This window comes from Acinetobacter sp. 12966 (genome assembly GCF_031196995.1).
Taxonomy (GTDB): domain Bacteria; phylum Pseudomonadota; class Gammaproteobacteria; order Pseudomonadales; family Moraxellaceae; genus Acinetobacter; species Acinetobacter geminorum.
The window spans coordinates 34,630-51,536 of sequence record NZ_JAVIMC010000094.1 but is presented as its reverse complement, the minus strand read 5'-3'; the positions used below and the strand labels follow the sequence as shown (position 1 = coordinate 51,536).

22 protein-coding genes and 1 riboswitch are annotated in these 16,907 nt (G+C 38.8%); of the genes, 12 read left to right on the top strand and 10 right to left on the bottom strand.

What is annotated here, in order from left to right:
• Nucleotide 1 precedes the first annotated feature (1 nt).
• From RFW85_RS14665 to bioD, 3 genes are read left to right on the top strand one after another with little or no spacing between them, the layout of a single operon-like run.
• Nucleotides 2-1,159, top strand: coding sequence for an 8-amino-7-oxononanoate synthase (locus RFW85_RS14665; RefSeq protein WP_170248386.1), 1,158 nt, complete (start codon nucleotides 2-4; stop codon nucleotides 1,157-1,159).
• Complete coding sequence (bioC, locus tag RFW85_RS14660; RefSeq protein ID WP_170248385.1) at nucleotides 1,156-1,905, top strand: malonyl-ACP O-methyltransferase BioC; 750 nt, start codon at nucleotides 1,156-1,158, stop codon at nucleotides 1,903-1,905. Before RFW85_RS14665 ends, bioC begins: the two co-directional genes overlap by 4 nt.
• Entirely contained in the window at nucleotides 1,906-2,550 is a 645-nt protein-coding gene (bioD, locus tag RFW85_RS14655) for a dethiobiotin synthase (RefSeq protein WP_170248384.1), read from the top strand.
• A gap of 60 nt (nucleotides 2,551-2,610) precedes the next feature.
• Here the strand turns inward: bioD and rluB are convergent, their stop codons facing one another.
• From rluB to RFW85_RS14630, 5 genes are all read right to left on the bottom strand, one after another.
• Nucleotides 2,611-3,534 (bottom strand): 23S rRNA pseudouridine(2605) synthase RluB, encoded by a 924-nt coding sequence (gene rluB, locus RFW85_RS14650; protein WP_016142048.1) that lies wholly within the window; start codon nucleotides 3,532-3,534, stop codon nucleotides 2,611-2,613.
• 41 nt (nucleotides 3,535-3,575) lie between these two features.
• Entirely contained in the window at nucleotides 3,576-4,172 is a 597-nt protein-coding gene (gene scpB, locus RFW85_RS14645) for an SMC-Scp complex subunit ScpB (protein ID WP_086266038.1), read from the bottom strand.
• Entirely contained in the window at nucleotides 4,169-4,960 is a 792-nt protein-coding gene (locus RFW85_RS14640; protein ID WP_017387236.1) for a ScpA family protein, read from the bottom strand. Before RFW85_RS14640 ends, scpB begins: the two co-directional genes overlap by 4 nt.
• Before the next feature lie 224 nt (nucleotides 4,961-5,184).
• Entirely contained in the window at nucleotides 5,185-5,802 is a 618-nt protein-coding gene (locus RFW85_RS14635; RefSeq protein ID WP_170248383.1) for an L-threonylcarbamoyladenylate synthase, read from the bottom strand.
• 90 nt (nucleotides 5,803-5,892) lie between these two features.
• Nucleotides 5,893-6,555: an elongation factor P hydroxylase gene (locus RFW85_RS14630; RefSeq protein ID WP_171545249.1), complete on the bottom strand. Its 663-nt coding sequence runs from the start codon at nucleotides 6,553-6,555 to the stop codon at nucleotides 5,893-5,895.
• Between the two features lie 96 nt (nucleotides 6,556-6,651).
• Here RFW85_RS14630 and RFW85_RS14625 point away from each other — a divergent pair, with 96 nt between their 5' ends.
• The 6 genes from RFW85_RS14625 (at nucleotide 6,652) to lysM (ending at nucleotide 10,322) form a co-directional block, all read left to right on the top strand.
• Entirely contained in the window at nucleotides 6,652-7,212 is a 561-nt protein-coding gene (locus tag RFW85_RS14625; RefSeq protein ID WP_002120393.1) for a DUF177 domain-containing protein, read from the top strand.
• A gap of 74 nt (nucleotides 7,213-7,286) precedes the next feature.
• Entirely contained in the window at nucleotides 7,287-7,472 is a 186-nt protein-coding gene (gene rpmF / locus RFW85_RS14620) for a 50S ribosomal protein L32 (RefSeq protein ID WP_000290730.1), read from the top strand.
• A gap of 151 nt (nucleotides 7,473-7,623) precedes the next feature.
• Complete coding sequence (gene fabD, locus RFW85_RS14615; protein ID WP_170248382.1) at nucleotides 7,624-8,610, top strand: ACP S-malonyltransferase; 987 nt, start codon at nucleotides 7,624-7,626, stop codon at nucleotides 8,608-8,610.
• A complete protein-coding gene (gene fabG, locus RFW85_RS14610) occupies nucleotides 8,607-9,341 on the top strand; it encodes a 3-oxoacyl-ACP reductase FabG (RefSeq protein WP_002120395.1) in 735 nt (244 codons plus the stop codon). Before fabD ends, fabG begins: the two co-directional genes overlap by 4 nt.
• Nucleotides 9,342-9,425: 84 nt before the next feature.
• Nucleotides 9,426-9,662 (top strand): acyl carrier protein, encoded by a 237-nt coding sequence (gene acpP / locus RFW85_RS14605; RefSeq protein WP_001279871.1) that lies wholly within the window; start codon nucleotides 9,426-9,428, stop codon nucleotides 9,660-9,662.
• 186 nt (nucleotides 9,663-9,848) lie between these two features.
• Nucleotides 9,849-10,322 carry a peptidoglycan-binding protein LysM gene (lysM, locus tag RFW85_RS14600; RefSeq protein ID WP_086266037.1) on the top strand — a complete coding sequence of 158 codons (474 nt, stop codon included), beginning with the start codon at nucleotides 9,849-9,851 and terminating at the stop codon, nucleotides 10,320-10,322.
• A gap of 44 nt (nucleotides 10,323-10,366) precedes the next feature.
• On the opposite strand, the gene RFW85_RS14595 is transcribed toward lysM, so the two are convergent.
• The gene (locus tag RFW85_RS14595) at nucleotides 10,367-11,134 is read right to left on the bottom strand and encodes a hydroxymethylpyrimidine/phosphomethylpyrimidine kinase (protein ID WP_309171636.1); all 768 of its coding nucleotides are present in this window, start codon (nucleotides 11,132-11,134) and stop codon (nucleotides 10,367-10,369) included.
• A gap of 97 nt (nucleotides 11,135-11,231) precedes the next feature.
• Here RFW85_RS14595 and RFW85_RS14590 point away from each other — a divergent pair, with 97 nt between their 5' ends.
• Nucleotides 11,232-11,906: an HAD-IA family hydrolase gene (locus RFW85_RS14590; RefSeq protein WP_309171635.1), complete on the top strand. Its 675-nt coding sequence runs from the start codon at nucleotides 11,232-11,234 to the stop codon at nucleotides 11,904-11,906.
• 58 nt (nucleotides 11,907-11,964) lie between these two features.
• On the opposite strand, the gene ribB is transcribed toward RFW85_RS14590, so the two are convergent.
• Nucleotides 11,965-12,624: a 3,4-dihydroxy-2-butanone-4-phosphate synthase gene (ribB, locus tag RFW85_RS14585; RefSeq protein WP_005070969.1), complete on the bottom strand. Its 660-nt coding sequence runs from the start codon at nucleotides 12,622-12,624 to the stop codon at nucleotides 11,965-11,967.
• 90 nt (nucleotides 12,625-12,714) lie between these two features.
• Nucleotides 12,715-12,865, bottom strand: a riboswitch (FMN riboswitch).
• Between the two features lie 176 nt (nucleotides 12,866-13,041).
• Between ribB and RFW85_RS14580 the strand changes: the two genes are divergently transcribed.
• Together RFW85_RS14580 and RFW85_RS14575 are read left to right on the top strand one after the other, a co-directional pair.
• Nucleotides 13,042-14,826: a DUF2157 domain-containing protein gene (locus tag RFW85_RS14580; protein WP_309171634.1), complete on the top strand. Its 1,785-nt coding sequence runs from the start codon at nucleotides 13,042-13,044 to the stop codon at nucleotides 14,824-14,826.
• Complete coding sequence (locus tag RFW85_RS14575; RefSeq protein WP_170248378.1) at nucleotides 14,823-15,374, top strand: GDYXXLXY domain-containing protein; 552 nt, start codon at nucleotides 14,823-14,825, stop codon at nucleotides 15,372-15,374. Before RFW85_RS14580 ends, RFW85_RS14575 begins: the two co-directional genes overlap by 4 nt.
• A 55-nt stretch (nucleotides 15,375-15,429) precedes the next feature.
• On the opposite strand, the gene panD is transcribed toward RFW85_RS14575, so the two are convergent.
• The 3 genes from panD to rplY all read right to left on the bottom strand — a co-directional run bounded on the left by panD (nucleotide 15,430) and on the right by rplY (nucleotide 16,840).
• On the bottom strand, nucleotides 15,430-15,810 hold the full coding sequence (gene panD, locus RFW85_RS14570) for an aspartate 1-decarboxylase (protein ID WP_002120296.1): 381 nt from the start codon (nucleotides 15,808-15,810) through the stop codon (nucleotides 15,430-15,432).
• A gap of 131 nt (nucleotides 15,811-15,941) precedes the next feature.
• Nucleotides 15,942-16,523 (bottom strand): aminoacyl-tRNA hydrolase, encoded by a 582-nt coding sequence (gene pth, locus RFW85_RS14565; RefSeq protein ID WP_002120328.1) that lies wholly within the window; start codon nucleotides 16,521-16,523, stop codon nucleotides 15,942-15,944.
• A 20-nt stretch (nucleotides 16,524-16,543) separates the two neighbouring features.
• Nucleotides 16,544-16,840 (bottom strand): 50S ribosomal protein L25, encoded by a 297-nt coding sequence (rplY, locus tag RFW85_RS14560; protein ID WP_002120443.1) that lies wholly within the window; start codon nucleotides 16,838-16,840, stop codon nucleotides 16,544-16,546.
• Nucleotides 16,841-16,907: the final 67 nt, after the last annotated feature.

Below are 16,907 nucleotides of genomic sequence, written 5' to 3'. Positions count from 1 at the left end.
GATGTCATTGCTTGATCATTTTTCTGCCGAATTAGATGAGTTAAAGCAACAAGGTAACTTTAGACAATTTACCCCAAATGTGCAGCACGGACGTTTTATTACAATTCAAAATAAAACGATGCTCAACTTAGCTTCAAATGACTATCTTGGGTTGGCTGCTGATATCAATCTTCGTCACGAGTTTTTAGATAGCTTTCCAATTGAGCGTAGCTATTTTAGTTCTTCATCTTCACGTCTATTAACGGGAAATTTTGACGAATATGAACAATTAGAAAATAGCCTAAGCCAAGCATTTAGCGGTCGAGCGGCACTATTATTTAATAGTGGCTACCATATGAATATTGGTATTTTGCCAGCTATTGCTGATAGTAAAACTTTAATATTGGCGGATAAGTTAGTTCATGCCAGTATGATTGATGGGATCCGTTTGTCTGGTGCCCAGTATGTGCGCTATCGACATAATGATTTGCAGCATTTAGAGCAACTTCTACAAAAGTATCATGATGATGACCAGATTGAACGAATCATTGTGGTCACGGAAAGTATTTTTAGTATGGATGGCGATGAAACAGATTTAACCGCTTTAGTCCAGCTTAAAAAACGCTTTTCTAAAACCATGTTATATGTCGATGAAGCGCATTCAATTGGCGTACGTGGACAGCAAGGTTTAGGGTGTGCCGAACAATATAATGTAATTCAGGAAATTGATTTTCTAGTTGGTACCTTGGGTAAAGCGCTAGCAGCAGTCGGTGGTTATATTATTTGCCATCCAATTATTAAAGATTATCTCATTAATAAAATGCGCCCGCTTATTTTTAGTACTGCTCAACCTCCGATTGTTATGGCTTGGGCAAATTTTATTTTTCAAAAAGTATTAAACGCTCAATCTCAACGTGAACATTTAAAAAATATTAGCCAATATCTTCAACAAGCAGTGGTGCAAAAGGGGTATGTGAGTCCATCGACCAGCCATATTATTCCAGTGATTGTGGGAGAAAGTCAGGCTGCTATCGATAAGGCGAAACAGGTTCAGGAAAGCGGTTTTTATGCCATGCCTGTACGTCCACCAACAGTACCTAAAAATAGTTCGCGTTTGCGTATTTCCTTAACATCAATGGTTGAGCAACATGAACTTGAAGCATTGGTGGGTTTTCTGTGAGTTTGAATAAAAACTTAGTTGCCCAGCGTTTTGCCAAAGCAGGACAAACCTATTCAGAGCATGCAATTGTTCAAAAGCAGATTTGCCAAAATTTAACAGGTTTAGTTCAGCAGTTCTGCCCGCGTATGATGTCGCGTGTTTTTGAAATTGGTTGTGGTTCTGGCAATTTAACTCGTCTTCTTGCTACATCTTTTCAGTTTGAAGAGTTAATTTTGAATGATCTATATGCAGATGTGCAGCAGCACTTTAGTCATCAAGAAAATTTAAAATGGTTGATTGGGGATGTTGAAACTTTAGACTTTCCCCAGCAGCTCGATATGATTGTTTCAGGTTCAGCTTTACAGTGGATGCAAGATTTACCGCACTTACTCAAACGTTGTAATGAGGCTTTAACTGAGCGAGGTTGGTTGTGCTTTTCAACCTTTGGATCTAAAAATTTATTAGAGATTAAAGAATTAACAGGACAAGGTTTAAGTTATTGGTCAGTTGAAAATTGGAATAGTGTCTTAATTCAGGCTGGTTTTGAGATTTTGCATTTGTCAGAATCAGAAACTCAACTCTATTTCGATTCACCTAAAGCCGTATTGCAACATTTAAAAGCAACAGGTGTAACAGCAACGGCGCAGCATCGTTGGACTAAGCAAACTTTACAACAGTTTTATCAAGATTATGATCGGTTTAAGTGTGTCGAGGGATATTCCCTAACATATCATCCGATTTATTGTATTGCCCGGAGAATGAAGTAAATGAGTGGCCAGATCTATTTTGTGAGTGGGATTGATACCGAAATTGGTAAAACCTACGCGACAGGTTTCTTAGCAAAATTATGGACTGAGCAGGGTAAAAAAGTGATTACCCAAAAACTCATTCAAACAGGTAACGCTGATATTTCTGAGGATATTGAAAAGCATCGTGAAATTATGGGGCAGGGCTGGTTTCAAGAAGATCATGACAAGCTAACCATGCCTGAAATCTTCAGTTATCCTGCTTCACCTCATCTTGCAACACGTCTTGATAACCGAGAAATTGATTTTCAAAAAATTGAAGATGCGACCCAAACATTGGCGGAGCGTTTTGAAATTGTATTGTTGGAAGGTGCGGGAGGCTTAATGGTGCCATTAACCACCAGTCTGCTGACCATTGATTATGTTGCTCAGCACCAGTTTCCCGTTATTTTAGTAACATCGGGTCGTTTGGGAAGTATTAACCATACTTTGCTTAGTCTTGAAGCACTTAAGTCTCGTGGGTTGAAATTACAAGCCTTGGTATATAACCTAAAAGATGAATCAAAAGATCCATTAATTTCTCAAGATACTTCAAATTACTTGAAAGACTATTTAACAATTCATTTCCCCGAAGCTGAATGGATTGAGCTGGCAAAAATGAATTAAGTCAAACGGCTATAAAAAACCGCTCAAATTTGAGCGGTTTTTTTACATCTTATGAATATTTTAGAATTTCTTCGAACCGCGGTTAAAACCAGTCGCTTTACGTTGGTTCCCTGTGTTAACAGGAGCTTCTTTTTCATCATCACGACGTTGTTGACGTAAGTAACCGCCACGACGTGCTGCCATTGGTTTTTCAGTCATACGATCAGTACGGCGTTTTGCCATACCAAATAGACCTGTACCTTGGCGTGGCTTTAACTCAACCGATTTGGCTAAGTTATCGATGTCAGTTTTGTCGAGTTCCATCCAACGACCAGTACGTAATTCGCGCGGTAAAATAACTGTACCGTAGCGTGTACGTAATAAACGGCTTACTTTAAGATCTTGCGATTCGAAAATACGACGTACTTCGCGGTTACGACCTTCTTTTACTACAACTTGGTACCAGCGGTTAATACCTTCACCACCAATTTCAGAGAATGATTCGAATTTGGCAGGACCATCTTCGAGCTCTACTCCGTTAACCATGTTTTGGCGTAGTTTTGGCGTTACCTCACCCATTACTCGAACAGCGTATTCACGTTCGATTTCATTAGATGGGTGCATTAAGCGGTTAGCAAGTTCGCCATCATTTGTGAATAGTAATAAACCAGTACTGTTAATATCCAGACGACCTACCATTACCCAGCGGTCATTGGCAATTTGTGGTAAATGATCAAATACGGTTGGGCGTTTTTCAGGATCATTACGTGAACAGATTTCACCCTCAGGCTTATAATAAATCAGTACGCGACGACGAATTTCGTCTTCAATCTGAAACTGAACTTTACGGCCATCAATGCGTAACTCATCGCCTGGTTCAATGCGCTCACCCACTTGGGCAACACGACCGTTTACACTCACGCGTCCTGCGGCAATAACCTCTTCCATATATCGGCGGGAACCTAATCCGATTCTCGCTAATACTTTTTGCAATTTTTCACTCATGACAGCACAACCTTAGACATAATGATCAACAGTCCACCTCTTTATGATTTCGGTGCATTTGCATCGAGAGCCATAAAGGCTTCCTTGGCGTTCTGTAGGGGAGGCAATTGGCCTAGAGAGGCTAGACCAAAAGCATTCAGAAACTGAGGCGTTGTAATTAGCAACGCAGGTCTTCCGGGTAAATCTCTAAAACCGGCTTCTTTAATCCAGTTCCAGTCAAATAGTGTTCTAAGAATCTGACTATTATTAGATACACCACGAATTTGTTCAATATCAGCTCGGGTAACCGGTTGATGATAAGCAATGACAGCCAGGGTTTCTAGTAATGAAGGCGACAGTTTTGTTGGTCGCTCTGGCCAAATTTGCGCAATAATACTACGATATTTAGATCTTACCTGAAAGCGAAACCCTTGTGCTGTTTCAATCAGCTCAATAGACCGACCATGTTGTAATAGCGCGAGCTGCTGCAAAAGCTGACGAAGCTGTTGTTTATTATATTGATTGTTAAATGCTTCTTTTAAGCGGGCAATTGAAACAGGTGCTTCACTGGCAAAGATAATTGCTTCAAGTTGTAATAAGACTTCATGATGAATGTCAGCTAATGACAAATCATTATTATTTTGTTCAAAACTACTCATATTGAAGATCCTTGAATTGCTAACGGGGCTTCAATACCAGTGGCAATAATTTTAATTTTCTGTTGGCGAGTCAATTCTAAAACTGCCATAAATGTAACAACCATTCCCATACGACCTTGCTGGGGATTGAGTAATTCTTTAAAACTTAACACATCACCAGACTCTAATTTCTCTTCAATATATGCAATACGTTCTTCGAGCAAAACAGGTTCTTGAGCGACAACATGGGTAATAGGTTCAGGGCGATTAAATACACAGAACAACGCATCATGTAGCGCTGAGATATCGTAACCTTCATAAACAGGAGAGATATGTCCTAAGCTTACATTGGCACTAAATGTATCGCGCTCAAGAATTGGCATTTGCCCTAAACGCTCAGCTGCTTGCTTAATGCGTAGATAGGTTTCAAGACGATCAATAAGCTCCTGCTTAGGGTCTTTTTCAATGCTTATAATTGTAGGTTTTGGTAAAAGTAGGCGAGACTTCAAGTCAGCCAATAAAGCAGCCATCACCATATAATCTGCTGTCAACTCGATATTTAAAGATTTCATGCTATCCATATAGGCCAAATATTGAGTCGCTATAGGAGCAATATCGAGTTGAATTAAATCGAAACCGTTTTTCTGAATCAGATAAATTAAAAAATCTAATGGACCTTCAAACCGCTCGAGTAAAATCTCAAATGCAGCTGGAGGTATATAGAGATCTTCTGGAATTTTGTCATGCCACTCATCTAAAACACGGATGTGTGGAGCGTCTTCCATGGATTGATGAAGTGATTGATTCATTACGATTATAAGCCACGCGAATTTTCAAAAGCATGAGACTTGTTATTCAAGTCCTAGACAGCTGTAAGTAGAAGAACAGCAGATAGTGAAAATCATTCTAAATGAATTGTGTCTTTTAATAAATTACTTAACGACTAAAGTGTAAAAAAAATCCAAAATAAATAAAGAGTATTTTTTTGAGTGATAATACTTTTTTTAAAACTATTGGTAAAAAATGTAAGTGCTTATTCAAAAGCACTTACGTTGCCAACACCACGACGGATAATTTCAGGATGTTCACCCGATAAATCAACAATACTTGTACTTGTTAGAGTTCCGAAACCTCCATCAATAAATACATCAATTCGTTTATCTAACTGATTTTCAATATCGTAAGGGTCATCTAGAGGATCTTCTTGACCTGGTAAAATTAATGTACTGGTAAGTAGAGGTTCACCAAGTTCTTTTAATAAAGCCTGACAAATTGGGTTACTCGGAATACGTAAGCCAATTGTTTTCTTTTTAGGGTGCATCAATCTACGAGGAACTTCACTTGTTGCAGGTAAAATGAACGTAGTAATAGCCGGTGTATTCGCTTTCAATAAACGATATGTCGCATTATCAACTTTTGCATAAGTTGCAATATCAGATAAGTCACAGCACATAATGGCGTATTGATGTTTAGGCCCTAAACCACGAATCTGTGCAATACGTTCCATGGCATTTTTATTACCGATTTGACACCCAATCGCATAGGCAGCATCGGTAGGGTAGACCACAACATCTCCTGCTCGGATACGTTCAACCGCTTGGGCAATGAGGCGTTGCTGTGGATTTTCAGGATGTACATGTAAATGCATCATATTTTAGAGACTCCATCACGCCAGTGTTAAAAATAATTATTAGGCTTTTTAAATGGCCTAGGCAAGTAATTAACGTAGCTTTTTTGTCAATTAATCAAGGAGTTCACGTTTAAATTCATTTAATTGTAAAGATGTTCCCGAACGTGTACATTGGCAAATAAAACCAATAAATGCTGATGCATCACGTGGCAACTTGGCTTCACCCGAAAAGTAACGTTGCACTTGAGCATAAACGTTATCTTTAAATAGTTTGCCATCACCGCTATCACCTGTAAGGTTATCGAGTGAAACTCTAAATTTTCGACCAAAAGATTGTGCAAATAACCATTCAATTGCTTGAGGCTTAATTTCTACTTGTTCAAATAAAATTTGCTGTTCTTGGGTGCGACCATCAGGTGCATACCAATAACCTAAATCTGGTAATAGACGTCTTTTTTCGCCTGCAATAGACCAATGACTAATTTCATGCAAAGCACTATTAAAGAAACCGTGAGCAAATTGGATCTTGGCTGGTTCTTTATTTGTCGCTGGGAAATATTCAGGTTCAAAATCACCACGAACTAATGTCACATTATGGTGGGAAAACCAGTGATTAAAGTGTAAAATAAGCCAATCAACTTGCTCAGACTCCGATTTTGAGCTTGACCATGGTGAGAGTTGCACTAGGTCAGGTACAAGAGTGTTCTGATGAGTTGAATGGGTGCAAACGAGTAATGAAGTGTTAACTTCAGGTTGCGGCTGCAACAGGTGCATTGCTTAATTTACCCCGAGTTCTGTCTAAAGAAGTGCAAAATTGTATCTTAATCTTTGACAGAGTACCGATGAATTTGTAGAATTGCCGCCTTAATTATGTCAGCAAATACCTTTCCGGCACAGATTGAGCCGTTTAAATGGGCTGAACAAGGCTTTACATGGTCAGGTCAACTGCCCTTGTCTCGCTTTGCTCGTATCGCTCGTGAAGCTGTTGGATCAATTGATAACCAATTGATCAACATAGACTGTAAGCTATCAATGGATGCATATCATCGCATTGTGTGGATGGACGGTCACATGGACACGAAAGTTCCAATGGAGTGCCAACGTTGTTTGGAACCTGTTGAAATGCCTCTTGTCTTAGACTTCCATATTGCATTAGTGGATGATGAGTCACTGATAGAGCGCTTGGATGAGGATGCTGATTTCATCGTTTTAGGTGAAAGTGAGTCTTCGACGAAAGGCGATTATGATACGCCTGCCTCGATTAACTTACTCGCATTACTAGAAGATGAACTGTTATTGTTGATGCCTTTATCTCCCAAGCATGATGCTTGTGAACATAAACATCAACCTACCATTCAGAATGTTGTCGAAGAAAAACGGGATAATCCGTTTGATGTTTTGGCAGGTTTGAAGGGTAAACTTAACTCATAATTTGTGTTATAATTGTGAGATAAGACAACTGAATTTGTTCTGATCCATTTTTTCGATCTTTGTAAGGAGCCATCATGGCCGTTCAGCAAAACCGTAAAAGTCGCTCTCGCCGTGACATGCGCCGTTCACATGACGCTTTAACCGAGAATGCATTAACAGTAGACCAAGCAACTGGTGAAACTCATCGTCGTCACCACGTGACTAAAGACGGTTTCTACCGTGGTCGTCAATTATTCGCTAAAGCAGCTGATGCTGAATAATTGCATGATATGCATTAAGCGTGATGCTTAAGTATAGAAAAAATGGGAGCGAAAGCTCCCTTTTTTTGTTGTTTTTCGCAATTATAAATATATAAATAACATGTTAAATTTCCGCTCCAGAAATGAGTGAAAACCCAAAAAAGGATTTCTTATGTCTGCTAAACGTCTTGAACAAGTAGCTTTAGCCACAAAAACTGCGTTTGTGTTTCCTGGTCAAGGTTCACAAAAAGTCGGTATGCTTGCTGAACTAGCAGAACAGTTTAGTGGGGTCGGGCAAACTTTTGCAGAAGCTTCAGATGCTCTTGGATTTGATCTTTGGCATATTGCGCAAAGTGGCGAAGGTCTTGACCAAACAGAAAATACCCAACCTGTGTTATTAACTGCCAGTATCGCTTTATGGCGTGTATGGCTTGATTTAGGTGGTCTGGCACCTAAATTCCTTGCAGGACATTCACTAGGTGAATACAGTGCATTGGTAGCTGCAGGCTCTATGAGCTTGGCGGATGCAGTTAAATTGGTTAACTTGCGTGGCAAACTCATGCAAAGTGCTGTACCTCAAGGTCAAGGGGCTATGGCTGCAATCCTTGGTTTGGCTGATGAAAAAGTGGTTGAACTTTGTCAAACCGTGAGTGCGTCAGGTGAAGGTTCTGTAGAAGCTGCAAACTATAATTCACAAGGTCAAGTTGTGATTGCAGGAAGTACAGCTTCTGTACAAGAAGTCATGGCTTTGGCAAAAGAGCAGTCAGCTAAAGCAATTGCTTTACCAGTGTCAGTTCCTTCTCATTGTTCGTTGATGAAACCTGCCGCTGAGAAATTTGCAGAAGCTTTGGAACAAACTGCCATTGAGCTACCTACCATTCCTGTAATACAAAATGTCAACGCGGGAATAGCTACCGATGTTGCTCAATTGCGTCAGGCATTAACTGCACAATTGTACCAATCAGTACAATGGACACGTACCATGCAGTCTCTACAAGACCAAGGTATTCAATACATTGTTGAATGTGGTCCAGGTACAGTATTGAGTAACCTCGCAAAGCGTTTACCAAATATTGAAAAAGCTTTTTCTATTGATAGTAAGAGCAAAATGGAAGATGCCCTAAATGCTGTTTTAGTGGCAGAAGGAAAAATTGCATGACACAAGAACGCAAAGTTGCATTAGTAACGGGCGCGAGTCGGGGTATTGGCGCTGCCATTGCCCAGCAACTTATTCAAGACGGTTATTTTGTTGTAGGTACTGCGACTTCTGAATCTGGTGCACAAAAGTTAAGTGATAGCTTTGGTGAACAAGGTGCAGGTTTGGCGCTCGACGTGCGTAATCTCGACGAGATTGAAGCAGTCGTTTCTCATATTGAACAGAACTATGGTCCTGTACTTGTTCTAGTGAACAATGCAGGTATTACGAAAGACAATTTGTTGCTTCGTATGTCTGAAGATGATTGGGATGACATTCTCAACATTCACCTTAAAGCAGTTTATCGTTTATCTAAACGTGTGCTTAAGGGTATGACGAAGGCACGTTTTGGTCGAATTATTAATATCAGTTCTGTTGTAGCTCATTTTGCAAACCCAGGCCAAGCGAACTATTCTGCTGCTAAAGCAGGTATTGAAGCATTCAGCCGTAGCCTTGCAAAAGAGATGGGTAGCCGCCAAATTACTGTAAATAGTGTGGCGCCAGGTTTTATTGCAACAGAAATGACAGATGCACTTAGTGAAGACATTCGCAAAAAAATGAGTGATCAAGTGGCTTTAAATCGTTTAGGTGAGCCACAAGATATCGCAAATGCGGTGAGTTTCCTTGCAAGTGATAAAGCAGGTTACATTACCGGTACGGTATTACATGTAAATGGTGGTTTATACATGGCCTAACGCCGATGTATAAACTTTTAAAAATTTTTATATTCAATTAAACTAGTGGCAAATTAAACGCCACAAGCAATGAGGAGAATTCCTGTGAGCGATATCGAACAACGCGTTAAACAAGCGGTTGCAGAACAACTTGGTCTTAAAGCTGAAGAGATTAAAAACGAAGCATCTTTTATGGATGACTTAGGTGCTGACTCTTTAGATTTAGTTGAACTTGTTATGTCTTTCGAAAACGACTTCGACATCACTATCCCTGATGAAGATTCTAACGAAATCACTACAGTTCAATCTGCAATTGACTATGTAACTAAAAAACTTGGTTAATTCGCATATTGCTGAATAAAAAGAAGGCCACCGTAAGGTGGCTTTTTTTATTTTAGAAAAAATTTAAGAGATACATAATTTTACAAGATCAACCTCAATTGATAGCAGAGGCATAACTTTTTTGAAGTATAACAATAAGGGTCAGTTTAATGACTTTACTATAAACAATAATATGAGGACTAAAAGATGGGTCTTTTTGATTTTGTAAAAGGTATTGGCAAGAAAAATACCGCACCAGCAGAACCACAACCAGCTCCGGCAACACCAGCAGAACCTTCTGCACAAGAAGTTGCAAATAAATTATTAGGTTTAATTAAGAGTTTAGGCTTAGGGGTAGACGGCTTATCTGTAACCTATAACGGTACTACTGATACCGCAATTATCAAAGGACAGGTAAAAAGCCAAGCAGATAAAGAGAAAATTATTCTTATTGTTGGAAATATTGATCATGTTGCGCAAGTAGATGATCAGATGACAGTGGCAACTCCTGAACCAGAAAGCAAATTTTATACTGTGAAATCTGGTGATAATCTTTCAAAAATTGCTAAAGAATTTTACGGTGATGCAAATCAGTATCCAAAAATCTTTGAAGCAAATAAACCAATGCTAAAAGATCCAGATGAGATTTTCCCAGGACAAGTTTTACGTATTCCTCAATAATTGCGGTTAATAAAAAAGGCGCTTAAAGCGCCTTTTTTGTGTTTTTAAAAACGCTTTGGAATCTTTTGTCCATTTTGTACAGGGGCTTCTGCATTTTTTAAAACACCGAATAACCATGTTTCAGCATGTTGTACAGCAATTTTTAAAGAATCACCTAAAGCTAAGCGCCCTGCGATAAAGCTCGCTAAAGAACAACCTGAGCCATGATATTCACCTTCAAGGCGAGGACAGCTACTACTCGCTGCAAGCTCACCATTAATATACAAACTATTTTTAATATGATCTGGAGTATCTTCGTGTCCACCTTTAACTAGAACAGCTTTAGCACCCATTTCAAAGAGCTTTTGAGTGGCTTGATCTAAATTAGTAATACCTGTTAAAGCCCTTAATTCAACGGTATTTGGAGTAATAATTGTGGCTAGAGGAATAAGCTCAACAAAAGCTTTAACGAGAGTTGCCTGATCACCTAAAGAGCCGCCACTGTTTGCGACTAAAACAGGATCAAGTACATATTGATAGTCAGGGTGAGCACGTAAAAATTCAGCTAGTGCAGCAATATTATCTGTCGTACCTAGCATGCCAGACTTAACACATTTAATGGGTAAGTCACCTACAACTGCATTTGCTTGTGCTAATAAAAGTTCTTTTGAGGTTGCTTCAAAGCCAAATACTTGTTGTGAGTTCTGAATGGTGAGGGCAGTACATGCAATTGCTGCATGGGCTCCACTTTGTCCAATTGCTTCGATATCGGCTTGTAAACCTGCACCACCTGAAGGGTCTAAACCCGAGAAACAAAGTACGGTTGGACGCACGGTTATTTCCTTTTCAATTTAAATTTACGTTAGTATAAGAGAGTTTGATTAAACTCTCGACCAATTGAATTAAATACTTTACTGGGTTAGTGATTGAATGGCTATAAAACATATTTTGATTGATTTAGACGGAACCTTAACAGACCCAAAAGTTGGAATCCATACTTCAATTCGCTATGCAATGGAGAAATTAGGCTATCCATTGGCTGCCGATTTAAATATTGACTGGACAATTGGCCCACCATTAAAGCCATCACTAGCAAAATTATTGGCTACTCAAGATGATACTTTAGCTGAACAAGCTTTACTTGCTTATCGCGAGCGTTTTTCGGTGGTTGGCCTGTTTGAAAATGAAGTATATCCATCTGTTGCAAAAACACTTAGCGCATTAAAAAAAGAAGGATATCGGCTATTTGTTGCAACTGCTAAACCAACGATTTATGCCAAACGTATCTTGGACCATTTTGAATTAAGCCAATATTTTGTACATATCTATGGGAGTGAGTTAACGGGGGAGCGCACTAATAAAGCTGAACTCATTCATTATATTCTTGAGCATGAGCAATTAAACCCAGAAGAGTGTTTAATGGTCGGTGATCGCCAATATGACGTTTTAGGTGCTCGTCATAATGGTATTGAGGCGGTAGCGGTGACTTATGGTTACGGAACAGCAGAGGAACTTGCTCAAGCACAGCCAAAAGCAATGATTACGCAATTTTCTGAGCTTTTGGACTATGTTGAAGAACTGGCAGCACAAAAGAAAGTTTCTTAAATATTATTAAATTTTAATTTGAAGGTTTGGCTTTGATCTAAAGCCAAACCTTTTTTATTTAAATGCCGTGTTGTTGGCGATATTGAACAAGTTCTTCAATCGTAATCACCGTTAAGTGATGAGTTTGAGCATATGCTAAAACCTGAATGCCTGAAGCCATCGTGCCATCTGGATTGGTTAATTCACATAATACGCCAGCTGGTTTAAGTCCAGCTAGTCTTGCTAGATCAATTGTTCCCTCAGTATGACCACGACGAGTAAGGACTCCACCATTACGTGCACGTAATGGGAAAACGTGACCCGGGCGATTTAAGTCACTTGCCACAGCGCCATCTTTAATAGCAGTTTGAATAGTTGTTACACGGTCTTTAGCAGAAACACCAGTGGTAACGCCTTGAGCTGCCTCAATGGTCACTGTAAAAGCGGTATGAAACTGGCTTGAGTTTTGAGAAACCATTGGAGGGAGTTCTAGATGGTCTGCTAGCTCTTCTGTAAGGCATAAACATACAATCCCTGAACCATCACGAATCATACGTGCCATTGTTTCTACCGTTAAAGTTTCGGCTGCAACGATGAGATCTGCTTCATTTTCGCGATCAAAGTCGTCCATAACCAAGACAGGCTTGCCTTGACGGATATCTTCTAATGCTTGTTGAATGCGTTGCTCAGCAGGAGAGAGGGCTGAGAAAAAAAGTTCTGGTTGAATTAAGCTAGACATAATGAAACGCTCTCGTAAAAATACGGTTGAACATTTCAGGACTGATGTAAAAACAGGCTGGCACTGAAATAAAACGGATTTATCCCAGTTCGTCGTCTTCTTTCATCCGGACTATACCGTCGGCTTTGGAGTTTCACCAAATCTGCTCAAATTACACAATTTAAGCTCGTGGGCTTGTTAATCTATTTATAAAAATTAACTTTACCACCGGTGGGGAATTACACCCCGCCCTGAAGCGATGAGTTTTATTATAGCGCGCTTGATAAAATTGGCTAGATGCTTTTATAGAATGCTAAGTTTCTTTATGAATAAGCATTTTCATAAATCGAAATAGGCTTTTTAACAAGAGCTTACTTGTTGATATGAAAATGGAATGCTATGTTTTTTATAGAAAATTATAAATAAAATAGGTGTTTCATGCAGATAAGAGACTATTATCCTCTGACCAATAGCTCGTTTATTCAGCATCTCCATATTTTCAGTTATGTATTTATGGCAGTAAGTATCCTTTATTTAATTGCTGCCAACTGGTTGATGCTTCCAGACAGTATTCAACTCGCGATCCCGCCCGTTATATTAGTTGTAACAGCATGGTTCAGCACAAAAGATACTTTAAGCGATGGGGTTAGGCAGACCTTACATAGCGTTTGTGGTTTGATGATAGGTTTAAGCTTGGCTGTAATTGGACAAGTTTATCAAACTGGTGCAGACAGTTATTTGCTTTTTTTAATTTGGACATTGCTTTTACTGCCGTGGTTATATCGACCAAATATTGGAATCTTTGCTTTAATTTGTATTAGCAGCCAACTCACACTTTTTTTATTTTTTAAACAGACTTTTTGGTCAGAAAAATTTCCTTATGTATATCTATTTGCTCTGAACTTATTAAGCCTTATTGAATTTTGGGTGTGTATAAAGAAATATCGTGCTTTACGATTTGTCTTTATCGCTTGGTTCGCCGTTATTTCGATTATTGGAATGATTCAATATTTATCGAATGAGAATATTCCTTATCTAATTTCTGCCTTCTTTTCCGGAATAGTCGTTTTTTATTATTTCTTCAAAAAAGATGATCAGCTATGTGCTAGTTTGATGGCAGCTGTTCTTGGTGTGACTGCAACGATATGGCTTGTAGATGGGATTAATAACCTATTTAAAGACTCTAATGAGTTCATATTTTTATTGATTGCAGGCATTATTTTTATTTGGTTTGCGCTGATCAGCTATCTTTTAATAAAAATTTTTCGTCAAAGCCGCTTTTATGTCATTCCATTGGCAATTGGTGCTTGGCTTGCTGGCTTGTCACTTGCAGCTTTTACGCTGGTGTTTTGGGAAGCTATTTCTTTAGTTATTGGAGTTGTTTTTGTTGGATTGGCGTTTATTCTTTTAAAGAAATCACAAAGCTATTTCTTTCGGCAATTTGCCTATTGTTTGTTTATCAGTGGGCAGACCGCTTTCTTGTTTCATCTTGGTTCAGAAACAGATCAAATTCTATGGGTTTTAATTGCACAGATTATTATTCTATGTATTAGTTATTTTCTTAAACCACATTGGTTCTTCATTTTAATTCAAATGCTTGCTACGTATGGCATAGCTTTTATCTATTTGCTACAACTGGACCATTCATTGTGGTCAATACATTCTACTCAGACTTATTTAAATTTAACTTTGCTCAGTTACTTGGTTTTTAGTTTGGTGCTCTTACCTAAGAGAGAATCAATAGCCCTATACGAGCGTAGTATTTTTTTATGCGTGCTGGTCGTAATTCTTGTAGCTTATTTTTTCAATACTTTTATGGGGTTGGTACCAGAAAATTCGATAGATCAGCAGTTATGGGTTTTATATTTGCTACCTGTTGTCTGGTTACTTTGCTTTAGTGTTCTTCATTTATATCGACAACTTAAAGCACTCACTTTTTTCGCCTTTTTAATATTTGGTGTGTTACTTATTGTGTTGGGATATTTTGAAATTTTCATCCTGCTTATTATTTTAACGTGGGCATTAAAAAAGAAAGATTATATTGTGTATGGAGTGAGCTTAACTGTATTCGTTTTTGTGTTCTGGCAGCTCTATTACAACCTACAAATAACTTTCCTCGCTAAGAGTGCATCAATTTTTATTACTGGCGTTCTTCTATTGGTTCTGTCATGGTTACTTCAACATGAAAATAAAAATGAGATTGTTAAGGGGGAGAAAGAATGAAAAAGTATTTTTCTCTTATTCTTGCCTTGATCACGTTATTATTTTTTGCAGGTTTAGTGGCGAAAAATGAATGGCATTTGCACCATAGTAAAAGTATTTTCATTGAGCTTAAGCCAGTTGATCCTCGTTCAATTTTACAAGGTGATTATATGGCATTGGCTTATGAATTAAATTTACAATCTCTTAAAGCTCTTGTTGGAAGTGAAGGTGAGGCTCTGGAACAGGTGATTTTTAATCGTCCTTCCGTTCCCGCAAAAGTTATTTTGGATTCACAAAATCGCGTAGTTCGTACCATTTTAGATATCAATAATTCATTGGCTGGACAGAGGTTAATTTTAAAAAATCCTGAAAATCGTTTGCAGGCTTTATATCCTGCCTCTCGCAGTTTCTTGTTTGCAGAAGGCTTGGCTCAATGTTATGAAAAAGCCAAATATGCTGAATTTAAGGTAAATCCTAAAGGAGAGGCGATACTGTTCGAATTACGAGGAGAACAGCTTCAACCATTAAATTGTGAAAAACAAAAGAACTGGTGGGAAGGAGCGATTTAGGATTTATAAAATGATAAAAGCCCGTCAATGCGGGCTTTTTTATTCTTGGAATAATTTAGGCAACTTGAACAGGAATGCAATTCGCTGTGTGGTTGACTGTATTATTTGGGTTAGCATATACCAAACGTGGTTTATGAATATTTGCTTCAGCTTCAGTAAAATCACCAAATGTAGCAATAATTACTAAATCGCCAACGTCTGCTTGATGTGCAGCACCGCCGTTTACTGAAATAATTCCAGAGTTATCTTCACCACGAATCGCATAAGTTGTGAAGCGTTTGCCATTGGTTACATTCCAAACATGAATTTCTTCATATTCACGAATACCAGCTAAGTCCATCAATACGCCATCAATTGCACAAGAACCTTCATAGTGAAGTTCAGCATGGGTTACAACTGCACGGTGAATTTTGCATTTTAATAAACGAGATAGCATGGCTAGCGTCTCCTGAGTAGACCTAAGATGTAGATCTTATGGTGAAATCTTTAGCTTTTGCGGTTGGCAAAGTGGCTGATGCGCATTTTGCTCCTAAAAAAGCAAGATAGCAAGCATGATTGTTCAACAATTTAAGTGGGTTTATATGCATTAATTTGATTCATGGCCTGTGGAACTTGTCCTTGAACAAGTAGCTTCACTTTAGAAAGGGCATGATCAATTGCTGCATCCATCAGACTTTGTTCACTACTTGGTGCCTTTCCAAGTACGTGACCTGAAACTTTCTCTTTCGAGCCAGGATGTCCGATACCAATACGTAAACGGTGAAAATTTGGACCAATATGAGGGACAATGTCACGTAAACCGTTATGACCACCGTGTCCACCGCCTGTTTTAAGACGAATTACACCTGGGTTCATATCAAGTTCATCATGAGCAATCAAAATTGCTTCGGGAGCAATTTGATAAAATTTTGCAAATGGAACTACACTTTGTCCAGAACGGTTCATAAATGTAGTGGGTAGAAGTAGACGGACATCGTGTCCTTCTATATTACCACGTCCACTGATTCCGTGAAATTTCGGATCATTTTTTAATGTAATGCCATATTTATCAGCAAGCTGTTCAATGAACCAAAAACCTGCATTATGGCGGGTTTGGGCATATTCTGAACCAGGATTGCCCAAACCAACAATTAGCGAAATATTTGACACTAATCTACGCCTTTAAACACTTATGCGCGTTTGAAGTCAGCGTGCATAGGAGTGTTTTTAGATGGGTGACGTTGTAACGCTTGGATTTTAACGTTTTCAACTTTGTCACCCACTTTGATTTCTACAACTTCTTCAAAGAAAGCATTGCTTTCTAAAGCTTTTACAAGCTCACGAAGTTCTAAAGTAACAGTTACAGGCTCAGCGTTGCCACCATAAATGATAGCTGGAATTAAAGCTTCGCGACGAAGGCGGCGGCTCGCACCTTTCCCTTGTTTGTCTTCAGCACGCGCTTGAGCGTTTAATACGAAGTTTGCCATGAGTAAATCCTCATTAAAGTTTAAAAGACTAAACTTGCGACCAGTTTAGTGATAGAAAACCCCAGCC

Bases quoted from the DNA above. Each gene is read 5' to 3' on its own strand.
- RFW85_RS14665 (WP_170248386.1), top strand. From the start codon at position 2: ATGTCATTGCTTGATCATTTTTCTGCCGAATTAGATGAGTTAAAGCAA.
- bioD (WP_170248384.1), top strand. From the start codon at position 1,906: ATGAGTGGCCAGATCTATTTTGTGAGTGGGATTGATACCGAAATTGGT.
- rluB (WP_016142048.1), bottom strand. From the start codon at position 3,534: ATGAGTGAAAAATTGCAAAAAGTATTAGCGAGAATCGGATTAGGTTCC.
- scpB (WP_086266038.1), bottom strand. From the start codon at position 4,172: ATGAGTAGTTTTGAACAAAATAATAATGATTTGTCATTAGCTGACATT.
- RFW85_RS14640 (WP_017387236.1), bottom strand. From the start codon at position 4,960: ATGAATCAATCACTTCATCAATCCATGGAAGACGCTCCACACATCCGT.
- RFW85_RS14635 (WP_170248383.1), bottom strand. From the start codon at position 5,802: ATGATGCATTTACATGTACATCCTGAAAATCCACAGCAACGCCTCATT.
- RFW85_RS14630 (WP_171545249.1), bottom strand. From the start codon at position 6,555: ATGCACCTGTTGCAGCCGCAACCTGAAGTTAACACTTCATTACTCGTT.
- RFW85_RS14625 (WP_002120393.1), top strand. From the start codon at position 6,652: ATGTCAGCAAATACCTTTCCGGCACAGATTGAGCCGTTTAAATGGGCT.
- rpmF (WP_000290730.1), top strand. From the start codon at position 7,287: ATGGCCGTTCAGCAAAACCGTAAAAGTCGCTCTCGCCGTGACATGCGC.
- fabD (WP_170248382.1), top strand. From the start codon at position 7,624: ATGTCTGCTAAACGTCTTGAACAAGTAGCTTTAGCCACAAAAACTGCG.
- fabG (WP_002120395.1), top strand. From the start codon at position 8,607: ATGACACAAGAACGCAAAGTTGCATTAGTAACGGGCGCGAGTCGGGGT.
- lysM (WP_086266037.1), top strand. From the start codon at position 9,849: ATGGGTCTTTTTGATTTTGTAAAAGGTATTGGCAAGAAAAATACCGCA.
- RFW85_RS14590 (WP_309171635.1), top strand. From the start codon at position 11,232: ATGGCTATAAAACATATTTTGATTGATTTAGACGGAACCTTAACAGAC.
- ribB (WP_005070969.1), bottom strand. From the start codon at position 12,624: ATGTCTAGCTTAATTCAACCAGAACTTTTTTTCTCAGCCCTCTCTCCT.
- RFW85_RS14580 (WP_309171634.1), top strand. From the start codon at position 13,042: ATGCAGATAAGAGACTATTATCCTCTGACCAATAGCTCGTTTATTCAG.
- RFW85_RS14575 (WP_170248378.1), top strand. From the start codon at position 14,823: ATGAAAAAGTATTTTTCTCTTATTCTTGCCTTGATCACGTTATTATTT.
- panD (WP_002120296.1), bottom strand. From the start codon at position 15,810: ATGCTATCTCGTTTATTAAAATGCAAAATTCACCGTGCAGTTGTAACC.
- rplY (WP_002120443.1), bottom strand. From the start codon at position 16,840: ATGGCAAACTTCGTATTAAACGCTCAAGCGCGTGCTGAAGACAAACAA.